Genomic DNA, 22033 nt, shown 5'->3' on the forward strand with positions numbered 1-22033 from the left:
ACGTACACAAGTCCTTTGTCTCCATTCAGCTTTTTCGCCAATGCAGCGCCGATTGCTACCGACATTCCCTGTCCCAGTGAACCGGATGCAATGCGGATACCTTCCAGATGCTCGTGCGTGGTTGGGTGACCTTGTAATCTTGAATCCAGCTTGCGGAAAGTAGCCATTTCCTCAACCGGGAAATAGCCGCGACGGGCCAGCGTGCTGTACCATACCGGAGAAATGTGACCGTTTGAAAGGAAAAACAGATCTTCGTCTGTTCCATTCATATCAAAAACAGGCTTGCCGTCTGCCTCTTTCAGTTTCATCCGCTCGAAATACAGCGCTACTAACAATTCGGTACAGCCGAGAGAGCCGCCCGGGTGACCCGACTGGCAGCCGTGCACCATGCGTACAATGTCCCTGCGAACTTGTGAAGCTACTTTTTCTAGTTGTTCAATTTCCATTTTTATCGATTTTCTATTGGATTATGTTAAATCCGGCTGTCCTCGCGATGAGAGACTTAGCCAGGCAAATGTCAGCTTAATCAGACTGGCAAAATGACTTATATTTATTCAGTTTTACCAAGAATTTGACCTGCGTGATTTTTGGCTTCCACCTTCTGGATCACTTCCTCCACTACACCTTCTTCATTAATGACGAAAGTTGTGCGGATTATACCCATATAGGTTTTACCAAAATTTGTCTTTTCACCCCAAACCTGGTAGGCTTCCACCATCTTGTGATCGGTATCGGAAAGAAGTGAGAAAGGCAGGTTATGCTTTTTGATAAACTTCAAATGTGATTTCTGATCATCCACACTGACACCGAGCACACTGTAACCTTTTTTGATCAACACATCGTAGTTGTCACGAAGGTTACAAGCCTGCGTGGTGCAAGTTGGGGTATCGTCTTTTGGATAAAAGTACAAAACCAGTTTTTTTCCCTTAAAATCAGAAAGTTTTACTTCGTTGCCGTCCTGATCTTTCGCTGAAAATGCGGGTGCGGGCTCTCCTGCCTCAATTGCCATAGTTTACTTTTTACGTTTATTTACCTTCTTACGGCTAACAACCGGTTCGGTGATTTCTGTTCGCAAGATAGTACTATTTCCTGCCCTGTCCTTTACTTCCAGCACAAGCTCGCCTTCGAAAAGCTTGCTCTTGTCCAGTTTTTCAGACCATATATAAGCTTTTTTATAATCGTAGTTCAAGAGCACCCATTCTCCGTTTACAAAAGCATTGAAGCTTGCTATACCCGAGGTTGGGTCGCTGATAAAGCCGGTAATGCGCGTTTTACTATGTTCGGTCAGGCGCACTTTCGGCGGCAGCGTATCTGCCATGATCACGAAAGTACCCAGCTCCCGGGTATCAAACTCGATCTGATCTTCATTCCAGGTTCCGCCTAAAAACCGGTAGTATCCATCGAGATATCGGTAAACGCGGGTTTTCTCCTTGTTTTCCGGGACCTTTTCGGGCGTGAATGAAACCGAGATATAATCATTCAATGCGACCCCGCGTTTGTTGATTGTCAATGCATTGAAATTCTGCTGACCGGTCAGGAACAGGGTGTCGAACAAACTGGTGTTTTTGAAGTTCACACTCCATTTTTCAGCTTTATAAGAAGAAGCTACGGCAGGAAAGATCTGGCTTCTCAGGTAAGTTTTCACAGTAGTATTGGCTACTTTGACAGAATCAGGCCGGTATTCTCTTAAATCTGTGAGGAAAACTGCTGCGTCATTTGCATATAAATCCGGCTCCTTTTTTACTTCTTTTCCATCCACAAAATAGGTCGCAAACGGGAGCGCGCTCCGGTAATACTTTGCTTTTACAACCAATGTATTTTCCTGAACATCCGTTTGAACCCATTCCGGGCGTACCTCGGTGGTGTCTACCCGCAAAGGCGGATTTCTGGGTTCACCTTTGATAGTAAACAGCAGCTCGGAAGCATTCTCGTAAGAATCCGAAATCCTGATGCTCACCTCGTGGCTCAGCGTATCGGTTATGTTCAGCTTACCCTGAAATGCATTGGTTTTATAAAGATTAAAAGTATTCCCGTCAGGAACATAACATTTCAAAAACCGCTGCCCGGTCGCTTGCTCGGTTTCATAATCGATCAGGTTATTATAATCTCTGGTGGAGGTACTTGGGAATATTTCAATGTTATAGGAAAAAACCTCCTGTCCGTCCATTTTGATCTCAATGCATTGCAATCCGTACCTGAAACCGGTTCCTGTCATCTGATCGTGTGCGACCAAATCAAAACCGATCATTCCTGTCGCACTTACGGGATCTTTCAGTCGATAAGATCCGTCTGCAAGTTTTACCGGCGCATATACCTTCCTGTCGAATTGCCCATTTACTCTTCCATTGATATCAAGCGGACGAATAGCGAGATTGACGAATTTGGGAGGAGTTACGTCGCGGATTTCTTTAAATCCAAAATACAATGGATTAAGGTAATTGTTCTTGGAGTCGCGGATCTCAAAATGTAAATGCGGCCCGGCTGATCCGCCTGTGTTACCAGATAGCCCAATCACATCACCTTTTTTTACAGCAAATTTTCCTTCCTCGGGCAAGAGCTCGATTTCAAAAGTCTGCTTCTTGTATTGCTCTTCGCGGACATAGCTTGCCAGCGGCTCACTGAATTTCAACAAGTGTCCGTAAACGGTTGTTTGTCCATTCGGGTGCCGCAGGTAGATCACATTCCCGTACCCGCTCCGCTGAATACCTACTTTATACACATAACCTTCTGCCGCGGCGTAAACCGGCAATCCTTCCCGCTGCTCGGTGCGGATATCCAGTCCCGCGTGAAAATGGTTGCTCCGGAGATCGCCTAGTCCGCCGGCAAGCGAGTTAGGCTGCCCCGGTCTGATCGGAAATTGGTAGTAATCTTTCTGGTAAGACAACTTTTGGGCAAAGCTGGCCCCGCCAGACAAGGCAAAACCAAAAGCAAAAAAGCTGAGGCGGACGATTGTCCGGAAACAATAATGCATGAAAGAAGGTGATTGCGGCGCAGGTGGCCGATAAACTTGAAGAATACGGTTTACTTAACGAATAGTTCAAGCATCTTCTTGCCCTCGATGAATGCGGTAAGCTTATCCCCGATCTGCACGGCGGACACACCTTTGGGGGTACCTGTAAAAATCAGGTCGCCTTTTTTCAATGTAAAATAACGGGAAACAAATGAGATCAGGTAGTTAATGCGGTAGAGCATCATAGAAGAGTTACCCTGCTGCTTTACTTCCCCATTGATATCGAGGCTGAAATTGATGTTCTGAATATCCTCAAAATCGGACACAGGCACAAACTCCGAAACAGGCGCGGATCCATTGAATGCTTTTGCCAGTTCCCAGGGTAGCCCCTTGCTTTTCAATTCTGACTGTAAGTCTCTCGCGGTGAAATCAATACCAACACCAATCTCGTCATAATACTTATGTGCAAAACGCTCTTCGATATTTTTACCAACGCGGTTGATCTTCACGACCAGCTCCACTTCGTGGTGCACATCTTTTGAAAAAGAAGGATAGAAAAACGGCTCTCCGATACGCAGCTGGGCAGTTTCAGGTTTTAGAAAAATAACCGGCGCATCTGGTTTTGCATTGTTCAGCTCGGCAATATGATCTGCATAATTCCGCCCTACACAAATTATTTTCATTCGAGGTAAATCTGGTTTAAATGTGTATTTCTGTCAATAACAAAACTACTTACAAAGCAGCCAGTGACATAACGTTTGCCACAATTTTTCGCTTGGGAAACAGTTGTTACATATAGATGTTCCCCGCCGGCAAGTGTGGCTTTGGCTGCTCAAAAGAATATTTTCTTGCTATTTTTGGTTAAACATTGTTTCCATTCAAAGCTTACGCATGAAGAAGCAAATTACGCTGTCCATTCTCTTTTCCTTTTTACTTCTGAACCTCCTGACCTCCTGTGATACCCTCCGCAAAACACCTGAAAAGCCCAGTTATGCCAAGACAAGCGGAAGGCGCACACTGACTTCCCGCAAGCCTGCACCAAAAGCACCTGCCAGAAAGCCAGCCCCGAGAACTGCTGCGCGACCTGCTGCAAAACCTGCTTATTCAACGCCAGGCAGCTTGTCTACGGCGGAAATCCCGCAGGTAGTGCAGGTAGCCAGAACTTACACAGGTACCCCCTACCGTTCGGGAGGAAATGACAAGAATGGAATCGATTGTTCAGGTCTGATTTGTTCGGTATACTCCGAAATTGGCGTGAAAGTACCACGTATCTCCTGGCAGCAATCCGAGTTTGGGCAGGAGGTAAGTCAGTTAAAAGATCTGAAAGCGGGCGACTGGCTGTTTTTTGTACCCGAAGCCGGAAAGGAAGGATACGTATCCCACGCCGGCATTGTCACCGACGTGAGAAGTCCGCAGGAAATCATATTCATTCACGCATCCACATCGCGCGGAGTGAGAGAAGACAATCTGTTTTCTACCTATTTCAAAGGCCGCTTCGTAAAAGCAATGCGACCGTTCTGATTTCAGGCAAACAGCGCCTTTACTTTTGCAAAAGACATTTCACGATAATCTGAAATATACAGATTACACGGCGGCAGCTCTTCCCTGGTATGCGAGCTCAATACGCCGACTACCCGCATTCCCGCATTGATTGCTGCGGATACTCCGGAGAACGAATCTTCAAAAACCACGCATTGCTCCGGACTCACACCCAGGTTTCTGGCGGAAGCGAGATATACTTCCGGATCAGGTTTATGCCTTGTCACATTCTCGCTTGCCAGTACAGAGCCCAGGTAATCCATCACCTGTACTTTGCCCAGAATCAAATCCAGGTTGGCGCGTGGAGCAGATGTAGCGACGCCCAGTCTGACCTGATTGTTTTTCAGATCTTCAATAAATGAAACAAAGCCGCTGATCGGCTCTACAAAAGGCTCATAGATTTTCCGGAACAAACTTTCCTTTTCATCTTCAAGCTGCAAAAGCTCTTCGCCTTCCACTACCCTTTCGAGAAAATGGTTGAGAATGTAGCTGTTACTTTTACCATACATATGCGCAGCAAAGTCCGCATCGGTCGGACTGAGATTACGCTTTGAAAAAAATTCTCGAAAAGCTTTGGAGTGGTATGGATTGGTGTGGCATATTACACCATCCATATCAAAAATTACTGCAATTTGATTTGTCATAATACAAAGGTATGTAACGAAAAGCTGATCAGCCAATTTGAGGTAAGTACCTGCAAGCCGCAAATGCGGCCAGAACTTTTAACTTAAATGGGAGATATTGATGTTATTCTATTACATTTACCTTAACTTATTATATTATTACAAGTTAATTGCACCTTCATAATTCTTCACTACGGCTGTTTTACAGTCAGGATTGGAGACTTTTCGTTTAATTATTGTAGCGTATGAATGAATTAGAAAGGATAGGCAATGCAGCGGGGCCGCAACCTGTTTTAAAGCCTGAAAGAAACCTGAGCTCGCTTGAAGTTTACGATCAGTTTGGTGCGATGGCTTATGGCATTGTCTTACAAATCATTCCACAACCGCATTTGGCGCAGGAAGTGTTGGTGAGTGTATTTGCCTCCCCACTGCTTCAATCCTGCAACAGCTATCCGTTTTCCTACGCGGCCTGCATTATCAAGCTGGCTCGTGCAAAGGCAGTGGAAGCAAAGAAGAAATTGACGACACTCACGGCACTAGAGGAGGACAATGCCCCATTCTCAGGCACACCAACTCCGCAAGTAATATTCGATCTGGCTTTTCGTCGTGGTCTTACGCCGGATGAGGTGGCAGTTAAATTAAACATCACGAAATCGGAAGTGCTTCGCAGCTTCCACGAGTTTTTCAAAACAAACGGTAACGCTTAGCGCATTGAAAACACAAGAATTTATAGAAAGCGGAATACTGGAAGCGCATCTTCTCGGACTTACAAACCAGGATGAGCAAACGCAGGTCAGGCAAATGGTGGAAGCAGACCAAATGCTGGAAGAATATGTCGTTGAGCTGGAAGCTGGTATCAATCAGTTTTTTGAAAAAGAATCTGTAAACCCGCCAGAGGCAATTCGGGAAGTTGTGAGGCTGAGGAGCACGCGCGACAAAAAAGCACGACAGGAATTTTCGAATGCGGAGAAAGCAGACAGGCAGTACCTGGAAGTTGAAGTAAATGATACGCACATTAAAGTTCACAAATTCTGGCGGCCCGCATTCATCGCGGTGTTCATACTCTCAAAAATCTTCCTGATCGCCGGGCTTTATTACTACTTTAAAACAGTTAGCCAGGAGGAGGAACTGGAAAGATTGAAAATACAGGTTGAACAAACCAGATAGAAAAAGATATCTTTTTTTTGATCAGAGCCGGAGCCTGTACTCCGGCTTTTTTGTGTGCATTTATTTTTGATGCCTCACTGTATTTATGTTTTTCTGAAAAATTCAGAGCTGACCTCCGTTACCAACTCCGACCTTTCCCGTATAGGATAGTAAAGAATTGTTATATTTGTTTAAAGCACATTACTATGAAAGACAGAGACAGGATCAGTAATCTGGAAGAATTAATGGCGGACCTGTTAATCCGCATGGATAGGCTTGAAGACGGTCAAAGCAGACTCGAATTAGGGCAAGCAAAGCTCGAAGCAGGGCAAGCAAAGCTCGAATCAGGGCAAGCAAAGCTCGAAGCAGGGCAAGCAAAGCTCGAATCAGGGCAAGCAATGCTTGAAAGAGGACATGGACAAACAATATCGAGGCTGGACAAGATGGAAGGTATTTTAGGCAAGCTTATTGAAAACCAGATGGAGCTAAGCGACAAGCAAGGCAGCTTCCAGGATGCATTGCTTGATTTGATAAAAGTGGTCAGAAAAAATTCGATTGACATTGAGATGATTAAAGATACCATGGTAACCAAAGAAACTTTGGCGCAATGTATCGAAGCTATGATGAGCCGATTTGATAAAATTGACCTCCGCTTTGAACGGATCGAACAAGACATAGAAGTTTTGAAGCTCAAATAGTTTGTTGTTACCAAAGAATATATTCCATTTACATTAAATAATATGTTTCCATTTCGCGTAGGTCAGGGCTACGATGTGCATCAATTAGAAGAAGGCAGGCCGTTTTGGCTCGGTGGTATTCAAATCCCGCATTCACATGGTGCAAAGGGGCATTCCGATGCAGATATAATTTGTCACGTGATCTGTGACGCACTACTTGGAGCGGCTAATATGCGCAACATAGGCTATCATTTTTCTGACAAAGACCCGCAATGGAAAGGAGTTGACAGCAAAATCCTGTTGTCGAAAGTGCTGGAAATGATCCGGGAAAAAGGATTTGAGGTAGGGAATATAGACGTAACCGTTGTTTTGCAGAACCCTAAGCTGAACCCACATATCCCTGCCATGAAAGCTTGCCTGAAAGAGGTAATTGCGATTTCAGAAGAAGATATTTCGATTAAGGCAACTACCTCCGAGCACATCGGCTTTGTGGGACGGGAAGAAGGTATCGCAGCGCATTGCGTCGCATTGATCTATTCGAAAAATAAATTCTCAAACCTAACCCTGACTCCGTCCCTTTAACTTTCTGATGAAAAACCTTTCCCTTACTCTGCTTTCCCTCATTGCATTCATTTTCAGCTGCAAAGCTCAGGAACCTTCACAAGTAACACAGCCACTCGGCTTTGAAGAGTATGATCCTATTTCAACTTTGAAAGTCGAGGAGCATCCTATAAAAAGAGCGAAGTTTCCGTTTATAGACGTACATAATCACCAGTACCAAATGCCAACTCAGGATTTGAAAGCCCTGGTGAAGGAAATGGACGATTTGAATATGGGGATCATGGTCAATCTGAGCGGACGTGGATGGTCACAGGAATGGAGCGAAGGAACTGCTACACTGAAAGGCTCGCTCGAAAATGTCGCCAAAAACCAGCCGAAACGCATTGCTGTCTTCACAAACCTGCAATTCAAAGGTTTCGGTGAAGCAGATTGGAGTGCGAAAGCAGTGAAGCAATTGGAAGAAGATGTAAAAATGGGTGCAAAAGGCTTGAAAATCTACAAAAGTCTGGGATTTAGCGGCATTAAGGATGATAAAGGAAACCGGGTAGCTGTGAGTGACCCAAGGTTGCAGCCTGTTTGGCAAAAGTGCGGAGAGCTGGGTATTCCGGTATTGATCCACACGGCCGACGTACCTTCTTTCTGGGACCCGATGGATCGTTATAACGAACGCTGGCTCGAACTCAAAACACACCCGGGCAGAAGACGCGGCCCGAATGATCCGGTTCCATTTGACTCCTTGATCGCGGAGCAACACCATATTTTCAGAAAAAACCCGAAGACTACATTCATCAATGCGCACATGGGCTGGTACCCCAACAATCTGAAAAAGCTCGACAGTCTGATGGTTGTGTTTCCGAATATGTATGTTGAAATCGGTGCAGTTATCGCGGAGTTAGGCCGGCAGCCGCGTACTGCGAAGAAGTTTTTTGACAAGTACCAGGACAGGGTTTTATTCGGGAAAGACAGCTGGGTACCGTCCGAATATGCGACTTATTTCAGGGTGCTGGAAACGGAAGACGAGTACTTCCCCTATCACAAAAAGTACCACGCATTCTGGCGAATGTACGGAATGGGGCTTTCTGATGAAGTTTTGAAAAAGCTATACTATAAAAACGCTTTGAAAATCATTCCGGGCCTGGACAAAAGTTTGTTCCCGAAATAAGCTATTTAAAAGCCTTCGCCTCTTTGATAACCGACCGGTACTCGGCTTTGTCAAGGCATTTTTTGTAATAATCTTTTGCTTTCGATTTGTTGCCCGCACGGGCTGCGATCCTGGCCAGACCAGCGTATGCAAATGCGTGATATTCTTTGGTATACTGCGCATCGTGCGGGGTTTTCAAGGCAAGCAGGTATTCCTTTTGCGCCGCGGCATCGTTCCGATCCGCTTTTTCGTCTAATAATCCCTGAAATGAATGCGAAGCTACCGGGTAAAATCCTGAATTGTATTTTTTGAGATCCGCAAGATCCTTCCGCGCAGCATCGTACCTGCCTGCCAGTATTTGCGACTCGATATTCTTCATTAAAAACAATGGATTTTTGGGATACAGGCCTACCAGCTTTTCCATATAACCCACCGCCTTTTCAGGCTTCGATTCGTATTTAAGGTAAACGTGTGAAATGTAAAAGCAGGATTCCGCTTTGGTGATCGTACCCATTTTAGTACCCAGATCCATTTGCTTCAATCCCAATGCTTTATCGCCGCTCTTGAAAAATATCAGGACTGGTTTTACAATGGGATGTTCCTCCGGGTATACCTCCACATAATAATTGTACATACCCGAAGTGAAGTAAAATTCAGGGTTTTTGTTGATCAGCTTCAAACCCTCCACGAATGCATTATAAGCCTTTTTACCCTCTCCCGCCGCATTCATCATTTCACCCCGATAATTATACATCATCGCCAGGTAACCTCTCGCGACCATCGTGTAAAAAACCGCTTCGGGGTCAAGACTGTTTTTCCCGTACTTTTTATTGATTGATTGAAGACATAAATCCAGCTTGCGAACGTACTCTTTCGACTTCGTCGGATTGTCTTTAATGGGAAGGTATTTCCAGAATAGGATAAATGAATCGAGAATGTGGGAAACCGGATGATCGGGGTACTTTTTCTCAACCAGATTGATAAAAGTTTCCGCCTCATCAAATTCATAGTTATAGATTTTGTCCAGACTATTCTGAACGTTTTTTAAAGTCGCCGGATCGTTGAGTAATTGTGCTTGTGTATCGAATGAAATGGAACTACATAGGAACAAAAACAGTATGCGTAATAGGTTTTGCATGGTAAGACTATTAACTCAAATGGTTTGGTGGTATCCCAGCTGAACGTTAGCTTTGTTTATAACCCTAATTACAGGTGATGGGTTTCTGGGGCAGGTTAATTTAGCCGTCCATTCCTGGTAAAAAATTTCGTCAGATCGACTATTATGATTCGCTATAAGCAGTTTACGCTGGACAACGGCCTGAAAGTATTTGTGCACGAGGATTTCTCGACGCCGATGGCCGCTGTCAATATTTTGTACAATGTAGGTTCACGTGATGAAGATGAAGAGCGTACCGGCTTTGCGCATTTGTTTGAACATTTGATGTTTGGCGGGTCGCAGCACATTCCCAACTATGATATCCCGGTGCAGAATGTGGGCGGCGAGAACAATGCATTTACTTCGCCTGATATTACCAATTACTACATTACACTTCCAGCTGATAACGTAGAAACTGCATTCTGGCTGGAATCTGACAGGATGTTGAGCTTGTCTTTTGATCCCAATGTGCTGGAAGTGCAGCGGAAAGTTGTAATCGAGGAATTTAAACAACGTTACCTCAACCAGCCTTACGGTGATATGTGGCTGAAATTGCGACCGCTCGCGTACAAAGCGCACCCTTATCGCTGGGCTACGATCGGGAAAGATATTGAGCATATCGAACGCGCAACAATAGACGATGTGAAAGATTTCTTCTTCCGTTTTTACAGGCCGAACAATGCAATTATGGTTGTGGCTGGCGCAGTAACTTTTGAAAAAGTGCAGCAACTGGCTGAAAAGTGGTTTTGCAACATTCCCGCAGGAGCCGCTTACGTGCGGAATATTCCAAAAGAGCCTGTACAAACCGAGGCGCGCTACCTCGAAACTTCGGCCGCAGTTCCCCTTAATTCGCTGATCAAGGTTTTTCACATGCCGGGCAGGTATGAAGACGGATTTTATGCAGCTGATCTGTTGAGCGATGTTTTGGGAAGAGGTAAGTCTTCGAGATTATACCAAAACCTGTTGAAGGAAAAATCGCTTTTTAACAGCATCAATGCGAGTGTAACTTCCTCGCTGGATCCCGGACTTTTGATGATCAAAGGAAATCTGAACCCCGGCGTTAAACTGGAAGATGCGGACAATGCAGTCAATGAAGTTTTACAGGAAATAATTGAAAACGGCGCGAGCGAAGAAGAGGTTACCAAGGTAAAAAACCAGTCAGAAGCTTCTATTGCATTCTCGGAAGTGGAGCTATTGAACCGGGCGATGAACCTGGCATTTGCTGCCAATGCAGGTAATGTGGATTGGGCCAATGCGGACGCAGAAATTATCCGCAACCTCACTCCTTCCGACATTCACACTGCTGCAAAAACAGTCTTAAATCCGGCAAATGCTTCTACCTTATATTATAGAGTTGAAGCGAAGGAACCTGTTTTGGCATAAATAAAAAAAGGAGCCGCTGCATTGCAACGGCTCCGATCTTCTGCATTTGCCAGATATTACTCAGGCAGGAAAGTCAGGTAACTGAAATTTTGTTCGTTGAACATTTCCTGCGCTATATCCTGCAACTGCTGTGAGGTAATCTGCCCGATTTCCGCGAATATCTCCGGAAGTGAATCTACCCGGCCGGTATCCAGCAAGCTCTTCGCCATCATCAGCATAAAACTCATATTACTTTCCTCCGACATTGCCAGCTGGCCCATTAGCTGCACCTTGGTCTGATGGAGCTGCAAAACCGATAGTGGCACTTCGCGGATACGTTTCAGTTCTTTGTGGATCAGCGAAATGCTTTTGTTCAGCTGCTTCTTCTCTGTTCCAAAGAAAATTCCCATGAAACCTGTGTCGAGATAAGGTGTATAATTTCCTTCAATGGAATACACAAAACCATATTTCTCACGCAAGGAAAGGTTAAACCGCGAGTTCATACCCGGCCCGCCCAAAAGATTTACAAGCATAAAAAAGGGCAGTCGCCGGTCGTCGAGCAATGCGTAAGCAGGTTGTCCCATTGCACATTGCGCCTGCGAAATTGCGCGCTCTTTTTGCTGGCTTACAGGCACATAAGCAGCCGGCGGCGTGCGAACCCGGGTAGTTTTCCGGTGCGGCACATCTCCCAGGTATTTTTCAGCTACCTTCACCACTTTCGAAAATGGCAGCCTGCTTACCGAAGACACCACAATGCGCTCGGTATCGATATTATCATTGATAAATTTATAAAGCTCCTCGCGGCCGAAGGAATTAACCGTCTCGGCAGTGCCAAGAATGTTGTTACCCAATGCATGTTCAGGAAAAACGAGCTGGTCGAAATCGTCCTGGATTGCATCTTCGGGCGAATCAACATACATCGACATTTCTTCCAGAATCACATTCCGCTCCCGCTCGATCTGCTTGTCGGGGAATACAGAGTGAAAGGTTATATCCGTCAGCAAATCCATTGCTTTCTCGAAGTGATCATCGAGTACGGACGCATGAAAACAGATTTTTTCCTTGGTAGTATATGCGTTCAGCTCGCCGCCGACATTCTCCAAACGGTTGATAATGTGGTAAGAGCTGCGCTTTTCAGTTCCTTTAAACGCCATATGCTCCCAGAAGTGCGCCAGACCTTGCTGTAAAGGTGTTTCGTCGCGACTGCCGATATCCAGCATAATGCCGCAATGCGCAATCTGCGTGTGCGGAACCTGCTTGTGCGCTATCCTGATTCCGTTGGCAAGCGTATGTATCTGGTATTCTTCGGTAAGTGAAAGGGAGGATGATTCCGGGTTGCCCCGCTTACGAACGTTATTTCTCTTCATTCCTGATTAACACAAAATAGCCGCCAATAATTTTCGGCGGTATAAACAAAATTACAGACTTTTGCCCGGAAACCCTTGCATCCACAATTATGCGTATCGGATTTGACGCCAAGCGCGCCTTCGCCAACAAAACAGGTCTGGGCAATTACAGCAGGTTTATCCTGGAAGCCCTTTTACGTTATGAAAAGGCGAACGAATACCTTGCTTATACCCCCAAAAACAACCAGAACCTTTTTCCCGGTTTTCCCTCAGAATCAATTCATTTTCCTGAAAAATGGCTTGACAAAAAGTTGTCGGCACTGTGGCGTTATTCTGGGATTTCAAGTCAGCTGCACCGTGATCAGGTTGATCTTTTCCACGGATTAAGCAACGAAATTCCGCAGGGTTTGTCAAAGCGCGGGATCAGGTCGGTAGTGACTATTCATGATTTGATTTTCGAAAAACTCCCGGCCCATTTCAAGCCGGTGGACAGGCTGATCTATCGTCACAAATTCCGCTCTGCCTGCATTCGGGCGGACAAAGTTGTTGCGGTAAGTGAGCAGACAAAACGCGATTTGGTTGAACTCTACCAGGTTGATCCGGGCAAAGTTGAAGTCATTTACCAGGATAGCAGCGCCATTTTTAAACAACCTGCCGACGAAAGATCAAAGGCTGAAATCCGGGATAAATACGGGCTGGACAAACCGTATGTTTTATGCGTGGGCACATTGGAAGAGCGCAAAAACCAGCACCGACTGGTAGAGGCATTTGCAGGCTCAAATGCAAAAGATTTCGACTTGGTACTTGTTGGAAAAGCAACCCCTTATCTGACCAAAATCAATGAAAGTATAGCCCATTACAAGCTCCAAAAACGGGTGAAAGTGCTGCACAACATTCCCTCGGCGCATTTACCTGCATTGTACCAGCAAGCTACTGTTTTCGCCTACATTTCCATTTACGAAGGTTTTGGTATCCCGATACTTGAAGCATTGCACAGCCAGGTTCCGGTTTTATCTGCAAAAGGCTTCTGTCTGGAAGAAGCCGGCGGCGGCGGCGGGCTGTATGCTGATCCCCTGAAAACAGAAGAGGTCAGCCAGCAACTGAATCGTTTGCTAACTGACCAATCTTTAAGATCTGAACTTATTGAAGCAGGAAAGCTGCATGTGACGCGTTTCAATGCGCAACTAATTGCCGGTCAGCTTTCGAGGCTTTACACCAGCATTGCAGGTTAACCCTCTTATTTTTCTCTGTATTGTTCGATAATGCGGAACAGCGCTTTTTGTTTTTCAAGATCAGGGAAGAAATCAAAAAGCTGAATGTGGCTGTCATAGTCCAGCGTCAAAGCTGTTTCCAGGTTTACCAAAGCTTCCCGGTACTGTCCTGCGTGAATCTGGTATACCGCCATTCTGTAATATAAATCGGCTTCTTCCGGCATTTCGTCAATCGCGGCTTGCAGCAAATCGCAGGCGCGTGCGTAGTTACCTTGTTCAAAAAGCACATGCGACCATTTCAGCCAGATATCCGGATTGGAAGGTTCAATTTCAGCCGCTTTTTCAAATGCTTCAAATGCAGAAATTACATTACCTACCTTGAATTCAGTCTCAGCCAGAGCAAGCCAGTAATCGGGGTTCAGCTCCGTGATCTGGATTGCTTTACGCAGAAATCCCACAGCTTCGTACCACCTGCCGAGTTCACTGAAACAAATGCCCAGACCATACCAACCATCGTCCCACTGGCTGTCCAGCTTGACGGTCTGGCGGTAGTATCTGATCGCCGTTTCGTACTCGCCCAGCTTTTCGTAGCAGGTACCCAGGCAGCAGCAGGTTTCAGGCTGCTCGCCTTCCAGTTCAATGGCGCGGAGATATTGCTCTTTGGCCTCTTCATACCTTTCCAGGTTCATGTAAGAGTTGCCCAGCTGGAAAAACGCCGAAGCAAAATCGTCTTTGACAAGTGTGGCGTATTCGTATGCATTTACGGCATCTTCATACCGTTCCAGCTTGCTGAATGCAATCCCGAGATTATACCAGGCATGATGAGAAAACGGATCACGGTCGACCAGCTCGTTATAGTAATCCAGGTGGCTTTCCAGCTGTCCTACCAGATCGAGGCAATGTGCCAGTTCGTATAATGCACTTTCGTTATTCAGGTTATTTCGCAGCGACTTTTTATAAAACTTAATTGCATCCTCGTATTTACCCCAGTTCTGGTAAGTTTGCCCCATCTGGAAGTAAATCTCGTCCTTGTCTTCAACTCTGTGCAGCAGGTTTTCCAGCAGTTCGAGGGCTTCTTCGTATTCGCCCATCATATTGGAAATGGCCACCTGCATAAAAGAAATTTCAATGTCGCCCGGATGGAATAGGGAAGCTCTTTCCAATATTTCCTGAGCCAGTTCATGCTCGCCTCTGTTGGCATGTAGCTGAACCATATTCAATAGCAAATCGAGGGAATAAGGGTAATCGGATAATCCCAACTCACAAGCCTTAAACGCTTTATCCCAATCTCCTTTTTCTATATAATGTACGGTAACCTTCTCGTACGTATCCAAATCAAAAAAAACCGGCTCGCTGGTTTTCAGCATTCTTTCAAACCTGAGCAATGTCTCCTTCATGTAATCCTTTCTTTCCCCGAAATTTTTCTCCATCATACGGACCGCTAGATTAGAATTCTGGGCTTACGCACCACTATGTTAATGAAAGAAAGATATAAAATAATTCCCCGCATTTCAAATCCGGGCAAGCAAAGTTTCGCTTACCCTTTTCACCGTTTTTTCAATTGGTTGAAAGTCAAAATTCAGTGCATTTTTAATCTTTTCATTCCTGTAAGTAACCTTCCTTGCTGCCGAACGCGCTGTTTCTTTGGTGATTAGCGGCTTTGTTCCAAGTAACCAGGTACGCACCGCTTCCACCCGCCAGATCACTCCTGCGAGGCCGGCGCCGACCCTGAATGAAGGTCGCTTTTTGTTCATTGCATCGGCAATCATATAGAACAGATTTTTGTAAGAAATGCTCCCCGCATTAAGTAAAAACCTTTCGCCTGATATATCCGAATGCAAAAGCCTGACTACAATTTCAGCCACATCTTCCACATCGACGTAATTGGCAAGCCCGTCTGTATAAAAAGGTTTTTGCTGGTATATGTACCTGAATATCTGCGTACTGCTTTTATTCCAGTCGCCGCCGCCTAGTATCAGGGTCGGGTTGACGATCACGGCATTCAGTCCCTCGGCAATTCCACGCCATACTTCCAGTTCTGCAAAATGCTTGGTTTTTGCGTAGTCCGAATTTTCGGGAGAATCTTCCCAGCGGTGGTTTTCGTCGAGCACAACTTCTGCGTCAGCCGCAGCTTTTCTGGGATCAGGGCGGCCAATTGCGGCGATGCTGCTTACAAAGCAGAGTTTTCGGGTCTGGTATTTCAGGCACACATTTACCACATTCGCAGTCCCTTCGACATTGACCTTGTACATCATTTTCCGATCGGCGGGAACGAAGGATACCACTGCGGCGGTATGTACCACACAGTCGGCCTCTTCAATTGCCTTTTCGAGCGAGCCCAGATCCAGGATATCACCTTCCGCCCAGGTAATCTGATCTTCAATGCCGGCAAGAAGACTTCTGTCCGCACCCGGCCGGACCAATGCAACTACCTTGTGCTTTTCCTGAATGAACCTGCGGGCAACATTACTACCCACCAAACCCGTGGCACCAGTTATGAGAACTTTCATTGATATTGTGTTAATGAAAATGTTGATCCGAAGGTCGGGATTGAAATGGTAAGGACAAAAAAATTCCTTTTGCCTCATTCTAAACCTTTCCTGCAGCGGCTCTTTCCTCCCCGCTTTTTTGCTAATTTAGCGGATCAAAAATGCACCGGAGTACCGGAATACCACCTTATTGAACAACTTATTTCACCTGCAATGCCAATTACAAACCCAGCCAGATATACCGTAACCGCAGCACTCATTTATGCAAATGGACCGATTCATATCGGGCATTTGGCAGGTTGCTACATACCGGCAGATATATACGTTCGTTACCTGCGCTCCACCGGAAAGGAGGTTGCATTTATCAGCGGGACCGATGAACATGGAGTCCCCATTACGATCCGTGCAAAAAAAGAAGGACTTACGCCTCAGCAGGTTGTTGATAAATATTACGAACAAATTGACGCGGCTTTCAAAGAGCTCGGGATTTCATTCGACATTTATTCGCGCACCAGCAAAAAAGTACATCACGAAACTTCGCAGGAAATATTCAAAGATCTGTATGATAAAGGAGTGTTTGTGGAAGAAGTTACAGAACAGTATTTCGATGAGACAGCCCAGCAGTTCCTGGCCGACAGGTACATTGTCGGCACTTGCCCGGTTTGTGCTAACCCGAATGCATACGGAGATCAATGTGAAAGGTGCGGCTCTACCCTGAGCCCGCTGGAATTGAAGGACCCGCGCTCTACCTTGTCCGGCGCCAGCCCGGTTTTGAAAGCAACCAAAAACTGGTACCTGCCGCTCGATACAATGCAGCCGCAAATAGAAGAATACATCAATGCGCATAAAGAATGGAAAACCAATGTATTTGGCCAATGCCAGTCGTGGCTAAAAGACGGGCTTAAACCCCGCGCCATGACGCGCGACCTCGACTGGGGCATTCAGGTTCCGGTTGCTGATACAGAAGGCAAAGTATTGTACGTCTGGTTTGAAGCGCCAATTGGCTATATATCGGCTACGAAAGACTGGCTTATCCAACAAAACGGATCAGACGAAGGCTGGCAGAAATGGTGGCAGCCAGGTGTTGGCGAAAATGACGCAACCAAGCTGGTCCATTTCATCGGGAAAGACAATATCGTTTTCCACTGCATCATTTTCCCCGCTATGTTAATGGCGGAAGGGAACTATATTCTCGCCGACAATGTGCCTGCCAATGAATTCATGAACCTGGAAGGCGACAAAATTTCAACTTCCAGGAACTGGGCAGTGTGGCTGCATGAATACCTGGAAGAATTGCCTGGCAAGCAGGATGTTTTAAGATATGTTCTTACTGCTAATGCGCCCGAAACGAAGGACAGTGAATTTACGTGGAAGGATTTCCAGACCCGCAATAACAGCGAGCTGGTAGGTATTTACGGAAATTTCATCAACCGCGCAGTTGTACTTACCCATAAGTTTTGCGAAGGTAAAGTGCCTGCACGTGGCGAATTGCAGGAAATTGACACAAACACACTAAAAGAGCTCGAAGCATTTCCGGCCCGCATTGCGGAAGCTATGGAAAATTACAGGTTCAGGGAGGCGCTTACATTGATTATGGACCTTGCCCGGCTTGGAAATAAATACCTCGCAGATACCCAGCCCTGGCACGTGATCAAGACGGATCCCGAGCGTGTGAATACAATTCTTAATATCGCATTGCAGATCTCGGCTTCGCTCGCGATCGTATCAGAACCGGTGTTGCCATTTACAGCTGCCAAAATCAGTGAGCAACTGGGACTGAAAGGTACCTGGGCGGATGCAGGCAAAGCCGATCTGCTGGCTGCGGGACAACCAGTACTGGAAGCTAAGTTACTTTTTGAAAAGATTGAAGATCACATCATAGAAAAGCAGGTTCAAAAATTGCACGATGCAAAACGTATGAATGAGCTGGAAAGCAAAACTGTAACGCCTGTGAAGCCGGAGATCCAATTTGATGATTTCGCCAAAATGGACATCCGCATTGCGACTATCCTGGAAGCTGAAAATGTGCCCAAGAGCAAGAAGCTGCTGAAATTACTCGTGGATATCGGACTTGAAAAACGTACCGTCCTGAGTGGGATCGCAGAACACTTTAAAGCGGAAGAGGTAATAGGTAAAAAGGTGCTCTATCTGGCGAACCTTGCCCCGCGTAAAATGATGGGAATGGAAAGTCAGGGAATGATACTGATGGCCGAAGACCGTGATGGAAGCCTGGCTTTTGTTCAGCCCGGTAAAGATGTCTGGAACGGAGGTACCGTTAATTAATTAAAATGGCGGAGTATTATTTGACAGGTACTCCGCCATTCTTTTATTGAAATTCCTTCTTCACCTGAGCGTAGACGGCTGCGATCTTATCAACCAGCGCCTGACATTCTTTTTCGCTCAAATGATCAATGGTGTTGCTCACTGCATTGGAAATTATCTTTCCGTCACCATCAATTTTCGCTCCTTTTTGCCTGATTACATTCAGGATTGATTCCCATTCGCCAATCAGGTCCTCAGAGAAATATCTGGGTTCAATGATATTGAAATAAGCGGACTGGGATTTTAACTTTTGCTTTAGCATTCCGTCTGCCGGCGCTTTAAGCTCTTCCATGAGCTTGGTAAGCTCAATGTACGCGAAGATGTTTGATTTTTTCATAACGCTGAGTTTTGTAGAGGGTAAATTAAAAAGATCGGTGCTAAGATAAAGATAACCAGCTTCCATTTAATAAAATTTTAACTCATCTTTATCATATTGTTATGTTTATTATTGGCAGGATACAATTCAATTGAGAAATCTTCCAAAAAGTGCGTTTCTGAGAAGTTCTACAACATTATACAAGCTGGATTTAGGCATTTCCAGAGGGAAGGGCATAAAAAAACCCGGCAGTGTAACTACCAGGTGACTTTATTTAATACAAATTTCAGTTTCTTACCACCGTTCAATATCTACTTTGCGATGATAATCGCCCTGCTCATTTCCATAGGGTAAAAAGAGGACAAGGTGACGCAGGCTATCATCATATTTTGCTGAGATATGTTCAATATCCACGCCATCCGGAATCACGAATGTATTGATGAAACGAACCGTCTTCCATTGCTCTTCTTCAGGAAGGTTATCCTGTGAAAATATGGGTAACAAGTGAAAAAGTTTTAGGTTATTCGAATTCTTCTTTCCCTTCACTACTTCCAATTGGAGATCTTCAACCTCGATGCCAGGAATTTTCACAACTACTTCAAACCCTTCTGATCCCTTGTCAAGCTTTATAGCAGGCTCGCTCATTCCACCATTGATTGTATTGATAAAATCGATATTCATCAACATCTCCTGTGGTATTTTCGGTTTGCTTTCCATAGCTATCGCGTTTTAGGTTCACAAGTTTTTAACCATTAACGAAAAACTACGTGCCAAAGATTAAGTTTCAGTTAAATTTTGGAGATCTGCCTGTCAGCGAATTACTATAAAAATCTGGCTATTAATCATTTAGCTAAATTTTATAGCTATCTATTCGCTGTGTAAAAAATGGGTAACAAAAGCATAGCCGCCAAAATAGCAGCCATTTTTACCTCACAGCGACAATATGTCCGAAATCCCCCCTTTATCGGTCGTTATGACCTAATCCGCGATCGGGTGCTATGATATCTCTTATCTTCTGTTTCAGCTCTTTGGGTTCCGGAAAATGCCCTTCCCGTTTACGGTCCCACACCAGCGTTTCATCCAGGTGCACGGTATAGCGACCTGCTACTTCCGAGGGGACAAGGGTTACTGCATGCAGATCCTCCATAAAGGTGGTGAGCAGCTCCTGCGCCATCCACGCAGCACGAAGCAGCCAGCCGCATTTGGGACAATATTCTATGATAACAGTAGGTTTCATTTTAATCAGTAATTGAGTTTTTCAAGATAACTAAAAAAGCCGCGAAGGAAATCCCTCGCGGCTTTCAAATGTATTAACCTAACCCTTTAATCTGATGAGAAAGACTTGCGGACAAGCACTTCCTAACGCTTTACAAATGTATCTTAGTAGAAGCTGCTTTTTTAGCGTGAAACACCCTGATTTTCAGGTCAGGTAAGATTACAATGCCGTTTTGGTAATCCTCCCTGATCAACCAGGTAATATTACGTGTTTTCATTTACGATAATCGAAAATCAATTGATTGACAGACACTTAGTTGAACTACCGTTAAATCAATAGGAAATGCGCAGCTTGGTCTTGATAAGGCGGGTGTATACATTTACGAATGTTAAATAATCTTTAATCCTCACTAGTAATTATTCTTATGGATGTCAAAAAATTTACCGGTAAAGAAGGACAACTTATTTCAGCTGAACGCGGGCTTGAACTGACCAAACCTCATTTGAGCAGGGAACGCGATATAGTAGGAAGAGGCGAGAATTTTGTAAAGGCTGAGTTTTTTGGAATACATACATTCAATGAGCTCATCGGTTTGCACGGCGACAATTGCGTGGGATTCAGAGTGTATTACGGAGTGCGGGACGAAGACGATAATGCATTGGACGAACAGTTGGTTGCGAAGGGAAATGTAGCCAAAAAATCAACTGCCAGGCTGGTGATCGTACCGGTAGGCGCTGACGGTCGGGACCTGACCAAAAGCGCGCGTGCGGGTGGTATGAAAGATATGGCAGCAGAAAAAGAAGTGATGGTTGGCGGGCCGATCTGTCCCCGTCAATGTTAATTCTTTAATAGCTGCTCAATGTTAGAGATTTATATCTCCTATTTCAAGAGGCAGCCTCTGGCGAGTATTCCTGTGTTTCTGACATTGTTGCCGATCCTGCTGATCTGGCAGCGAAAAGCTTACCGGGATAATACGTTTTTGATTCTTGGAATTTACCTGATCGTCAAGTTCATGATTGACTTCTTAATGTTTGATTGGGCTTCACATAAAAGGAATACGGTGATGCTGTACAACTTCAATGTTCCGATCAGGTATTTCCTTTCCAGTCTGCTGTTCTATAAAGAGATGGAAACCAGGAGATTTAAACAATGGGTACTATTATCCATCCCATTGTTTACCGCTTTCTCTGTGTGGGATACTTTACGTACAAATCCCTGGCTGAGCGATATGCATAATCACAGGATGGTACTGTACTCGACAACAGTTGAAAGCCTTTTGATGTTATTCTGGGTTTTACTTTATTTCTATAAAACCATACGCGCACTAAAGATCCCGAACTTGCTGATCTATCCTTTTTTTTGGGTATGCTCAGGATTGTTGATTTACTATTCAAGTTTTCTGTTTATTGCGCCAGTACTTCATTACTCTTCAAAATGGGAAGAGTGGCTTGAAATTGGTTTCTTTACTTACGTACCATATATGTTTGAAAGCGTAAGTATCATTCTTTTTAGCATTGGAATAGCACAGTTTCCCAGGCCGCAGCATGCAGAACAATGAAGAATTGAAACTCGCATTACTGATCGCATTAATTGCAATGCTGATGATGGCATTCTTTGTGATCTCATTCGTCATGTACTATCAGAAACGAAGGTTTGAGGAAGAGAAGAAAATCAGTGAAATAGAAAGAAATTACAACCGGCTCCTGCTCGATACCGCGCTCAATTCCGAAGAAACAGAAAGAAGGCGCATTGCCCAGGATCTTCACGACGATATCGGCACCATGCTTTCACTTACCAAGCTCAGCCTCAATCAGCTGAGCAAGCTGGTCAGTAACGCTCACGACGAGAAGCAGGAGCAGATTATGAAAAAGTCGCAGTCGCTTGTGGAAGAGACTATCCTGCACGTGCGCCGAATTACCCGCGACCTCGTACCTACTACCCTGGAACGTTTCGGCTTGCTGGAAGCGATCGAAGAGTT

Annotated in this window: 25 protein-coding genes; 12 read left to right on the forward strand and 13 right to left on the reverse strand. The window is 45.1% G+C overall.

Annotated features, from left to right (window positions below; all coding sequences use genetic code 11):
* The 4 genes from ACTIE6_RS22735 to ACTIE6_RS22750 form a co-directional block, all read right to left on the reverse strand.
* On the reverse strand, positions 1–446 hold a 446-nt coding region (locus ACTIE6_RS22735), incomplete at its 3' end, for a 1-deoxy-D-xylulose-5-phosphate synthase N-terminal domain-containing protein (RefSeq protein ID WP_439558812.1).
* A 104-nt stretch (positions 447–550) separates the two neighbouring features.
* Positions 551–1009, reverse strand: coding sequence for a thioredoxin-dependent thiol peroxidase (gene bcp / locus ACTIE6_RS22740; protein ID WP_439558813.1), 459 nt, complete (start codon positions 1007–1009; stop codon positions 551–553).
* 3 nt (positions 1010–1012) lie between these two features.
* Positions 1013–2971, reverse strand: coding sequence for a M23 family metallopeptidase (locus tag ACTIE6_RS22745; protein ID WP_439558814.1), 1959 nt, complete (start codon positions 2969–2971; stop codon positions 1013–1015).
* 50 nt (positions 2972–3021) lie between these two features.
* A complete protein-coding gene (locus tag ACTIE6_RS22750; protein ID WP_439558815.1) occupies positions 3022–3633 on the reverse strand; it encodes a fumarylacetoacetate hydrolase family protein in 612 nt (203 codons plus the stop codon).
* Positions 3634–3841: 208 nt separating this feature from the next.
* On the opposite strand from ACTIE6_RS22750, the gene ACTIE6_RS22755 reads away from it, so the two are divergent.
* On the forward strand, positions 3842–4471 hold the full coding sequence (locus ACTIE6_RS22755; RefSeq protein ID WP_439558816.1) for a C40 family peptidase: 630 nt from the start codon (positions 3842–3844) through the stop codon (positions 4469–4471).
* 2 nt (positions 4472–4473) lie between these two features.
* Here the strand turns inward: ACTIE6_RS22755 and ACTIE6_RS22760 are convergent, their stop codons facing one another.
* Complete coding sequence (locus tag ACTIE6_RS22760) at positions 4474–5133, reverse strand: HAD family hydrolase (RefSeq protein ID WP_439558817.1); 660 nt, start codon at positions 5131–5133, stop codon at positions 4474–4476.
* A gap of 224 nt (positions 5134–5357) precedes the next feature.
* Here ACTIE6_RS22760 and ACTIE6_RS22765 point away from each other — a divergent pair, with 224 nt between their 5' ends.
* The 5 genes from ACTIE6_RS22765 to ACTIE6_RS22785 all read left to right on the forward strand — a co-directional run bounded on the left by ACTIE6_RS22765 (position 5358) and on the right by ACTIE6_RS22785 (position 8658).
* Positions 5358–5819, forward strand: coding sequence for a hypothetical protein (locus ACTIE6_RS22765; RefSeq protein WP_439558818.1), 462 nt, complete (start codon positions 5358–5360; stop codon positions 5817–5819).
* 4 nt (positions 5820–5823) lie between these two features.
* Positions 5824–6279, forward strand: a complete 456-nt coding sequence (locus ACTIE6_RS22770) for a hypothetical protein (protein ID WP_439558819.1) — start codon at positions 5824–5826, stop codon at positions 6277–6279.
* A 185-nt stretch (positions 6280–6464) separates the two neighbouring features.
* Complete coding sequence (locus ACTIE6_RS22775) at positions 6465–6956, forward strand: hypothetical protein (protein WP_439558820.1); 492 nt, start codon at positions 6465–6467, stop codon at positions 6954–6956.
* A gap of 42 nt (positions 6957–6998) precedes the next feature.
* Positions 6999–7517, forward strand: coding sequence for a 2-C-methyl-D-erythritol 2,4-cyclodiphosphate synthase (gene ispF / locus ACTIE6_RS22780; protein WP_439558821.1), 519 nt, complete (start codon positions 6999–7001; stop codon positions 7515–7517).
* Positions 7518–7524: 7 nt separating this feature from the next.
* Complete coding sequence (locus ACTIE6_RS22785; RefSeq protein ID WP_439558822.1) at positions 7525–8658, forward strand: amidohydrolase family protein; 1134 nt, start codon at positions 7525–7527, stop codon at positions 8656–8658.
* Between the two features lies 1 nt (position 8659).
* Here the strand turns inward: ACTIE6_RS22785 and ACTIE6_RS22790 are convergent, their stop codons facing one another.
* Positions 8660–9775 (reverse strand): ABC transporter substrate-binding protein, encoded by a 1116-nt coding sequence (locus tag ACTIE6_RS22790; RefSeq protein WP_439558823.1) that lies wholly within the window; start codon positions 9773–9775, stop codon positions 8660–8662.
* A gap of 144 nt (positions 9776–9919) precedes the next feature.
* Here ACTIE6_RS22790 and ACTIE6_RS22795 point away from each other — a divergent pair, with 144 nt between their 5' ends.
* Positions 9920–11176, forward strand: coding sequence for a M16 family metallopeptidase (locus ACTIE6_RS22795; RefSeq protein ID WP_439558824.1), 1257 nt, complete (start codon positions 9920–9922; stop codon positions 11174–11176).
* Positions 11177–11232: 56 nt separating this feature from the next.
* Here the strand turns inward: ACTIE6_RS22795 and ACTIE6_RS22800 are convergent, their stop codons facing one another.
* The gene (locus tag ACTIE6_RS22800; RefSeq protein WP_439558825.1) at positions 11233–12522 is read right to left on the reverse strand and encodes a M16 family metallopeptidase; all 1290 of its coding nucleotides are present in this window, start codon (positions 12520–12522) and stop codon (positions 11233–11235) included.
* Between the two features lie 89 nt (positions 12523–12611).
* On the opposite strand from ACTIE6_RS22800, the gene ACTIE6_RS22805 reads away from it, so the two are divergent.
* Positions 12612–13733 (forward strand): glycosyltransferase family 4 protein, encoded by a 1122-nt coding sequence (locus ACTIE6_RS22805; RefSeq protein ID WP_439558826.1) that lies wholly within the window; start codon positions 12612–12614, stop codon positions 13731–13733.
* Between the two features lie 5 nt (positions 13734–13738).
* Here ACTIE6_RS22805 and ACTIE6_RS22810 read toward each other — a convergent pair whose 3' ends face one another.
* Together ACTIE6_RS22810 and ACTIE6_RS22815 are read right to left on the reverse strand one after the other, a co-directional pair.
* A complete protein-coding gene (locus tag ACTIE6_RS22810) occupies positions 13739–15145 on the reverse strand; it encodes a tetratricopeptide repeat protein (RefSeq protein WP_439558827.1) in 1407 nt (468 codons plus the stop codon).
* Positions 15146–15223: 78 nt separating this feature from the next.
* Entirely contained in the window at positions 15224–16222 is a 999-nt protein-coding gene (locus ACTIE6_RS22815; RefSeq protein WP_439558828.1) for an NAD-dependent epimerase/dehydratase family protein, read from the reverse strand.
* Positions 16223–16414: 192 nt separating this feature from the next.
* On the opposite strand from ACTIE6_RS22815, the gene metG reads away from it, so the two are divergent.
* Positions 16415–18484: a methionine--tRNA ligase gene (gene metG / locus ACTIE6_RS22820; protein ID WP_439558829.1), complete on the forward strand. Its 2070-nt coding sequence runs from the start codon at positions 16415–16417 to the stop codon at positions 18482–18484.
* A gap of 43 nt (positions 18485–18527) precedes the next feature.
* Here the strand turns inward: metG and ACTIE6_RS22825 are convergent, their stop codons facing one another.
* The 4 genes from ACTIE6_RS22825 to ACTIE6_RS22840 all read right to left on the reverse strand — a co-directional run bounded on the left by ACTIE6_RS22825 (position 18528) and on the right by ACTIE6_RS22840 (position 20332).
* Positions 18528–18860 (reverse strand): hypothetical protein, encoded by a 333-nt coding sequence (locus ACTIE6_RS22825; RefSeq protein ID WP_439558830.1) that lies wholly within the window; start codon positions 18858–18860, stop codon positions 18528–18530.
* Positions 18861–19133: 273 nt separating this feature from the next.
* Positions 19134–19556 carry an Hsp20/alpha crystallin family protein gene (locus ACTIE6_RS22830; protein ID WP_439558831.1) on the reverse strand — a complete coding sequence of 141 codons (423 nt, stop codon included), beginning with the start codon at positions 19554–19556 and terminating at the stop codon, positions 19134–19136.
* A gap of 244 nt (positions 19557–19800) precedes the next feature.
* Positions 19801–20076 carry a SelT/SelW/SelH family protein gene (locus ACTIE6_RS22835; protein WP_439558832.1) on the reverse strand — a complete coding sequence of 92 codons (276 nt, stop codon included), beginning with the start codon at positions 20074–20076 and terminating at the stop codon, positions 19801–19803.
* 130 nt (positions 20077–20206) lie between these two features.
* Positions 20207–20332 (reverse strand): hypothetical protein, encoded by a 126-nt coding sequence (locus ACTIE6_RS22840; protein WP_439558833.1) that lies wholly within the window; start codon positions 20330–20332, stop codon positions 20207–20209.
* Between the two features lie 147 nt (positions 20333–20479).
* On the opposite strand from ACTIE6_RS22840, the gene ACTIE6_RS22845 reads away from it, so the two are divergent.
* From ACTIE6_RS22845 to ACTIE6_RS22855, 3 genes are all read left to right on the forward strand, one after another.
* Complete coding sequence (locus ACTIE6_RS22845; protein ID WP_439558834.1) at positions 20480–20896, forward strand: hypothetical protein; 417 nt, start codon at positions 20480–20482, stop codon at positions 20894–20896.
* Between the two features lie 18 nt (positions 20897–20914).
* Positions 20915–21613 (forward strand): hypothetical protein, encoded by a 699-nt coding sequence (locus ACTIE6_RS22850; protein WP_439558835.1) that lies wholly within the window; start codon positions 20915–20917, stop codon positions 21611–21613.
* Positions 21600–22033 (forward strand): sensor histidine kinase (locus ACTIE6_RS22855; RefSeq protein WP_439558836.1); only part of this gene is annotated, 434 nt, incomplete at its 3' end. The genes ACTIE6_RS22850 and ACTIE6_RS22855, both read left to right, overlap by 14 nt.

The sequence above is a fragment of the Dyadobacter sp. genome, assembly GCF_051859145.1.
Classification (GTDB): Bacteria; Bacteroidota; Bacteroidia; order Cytophagales; family Spirosomataceae; genus Dyadobacter.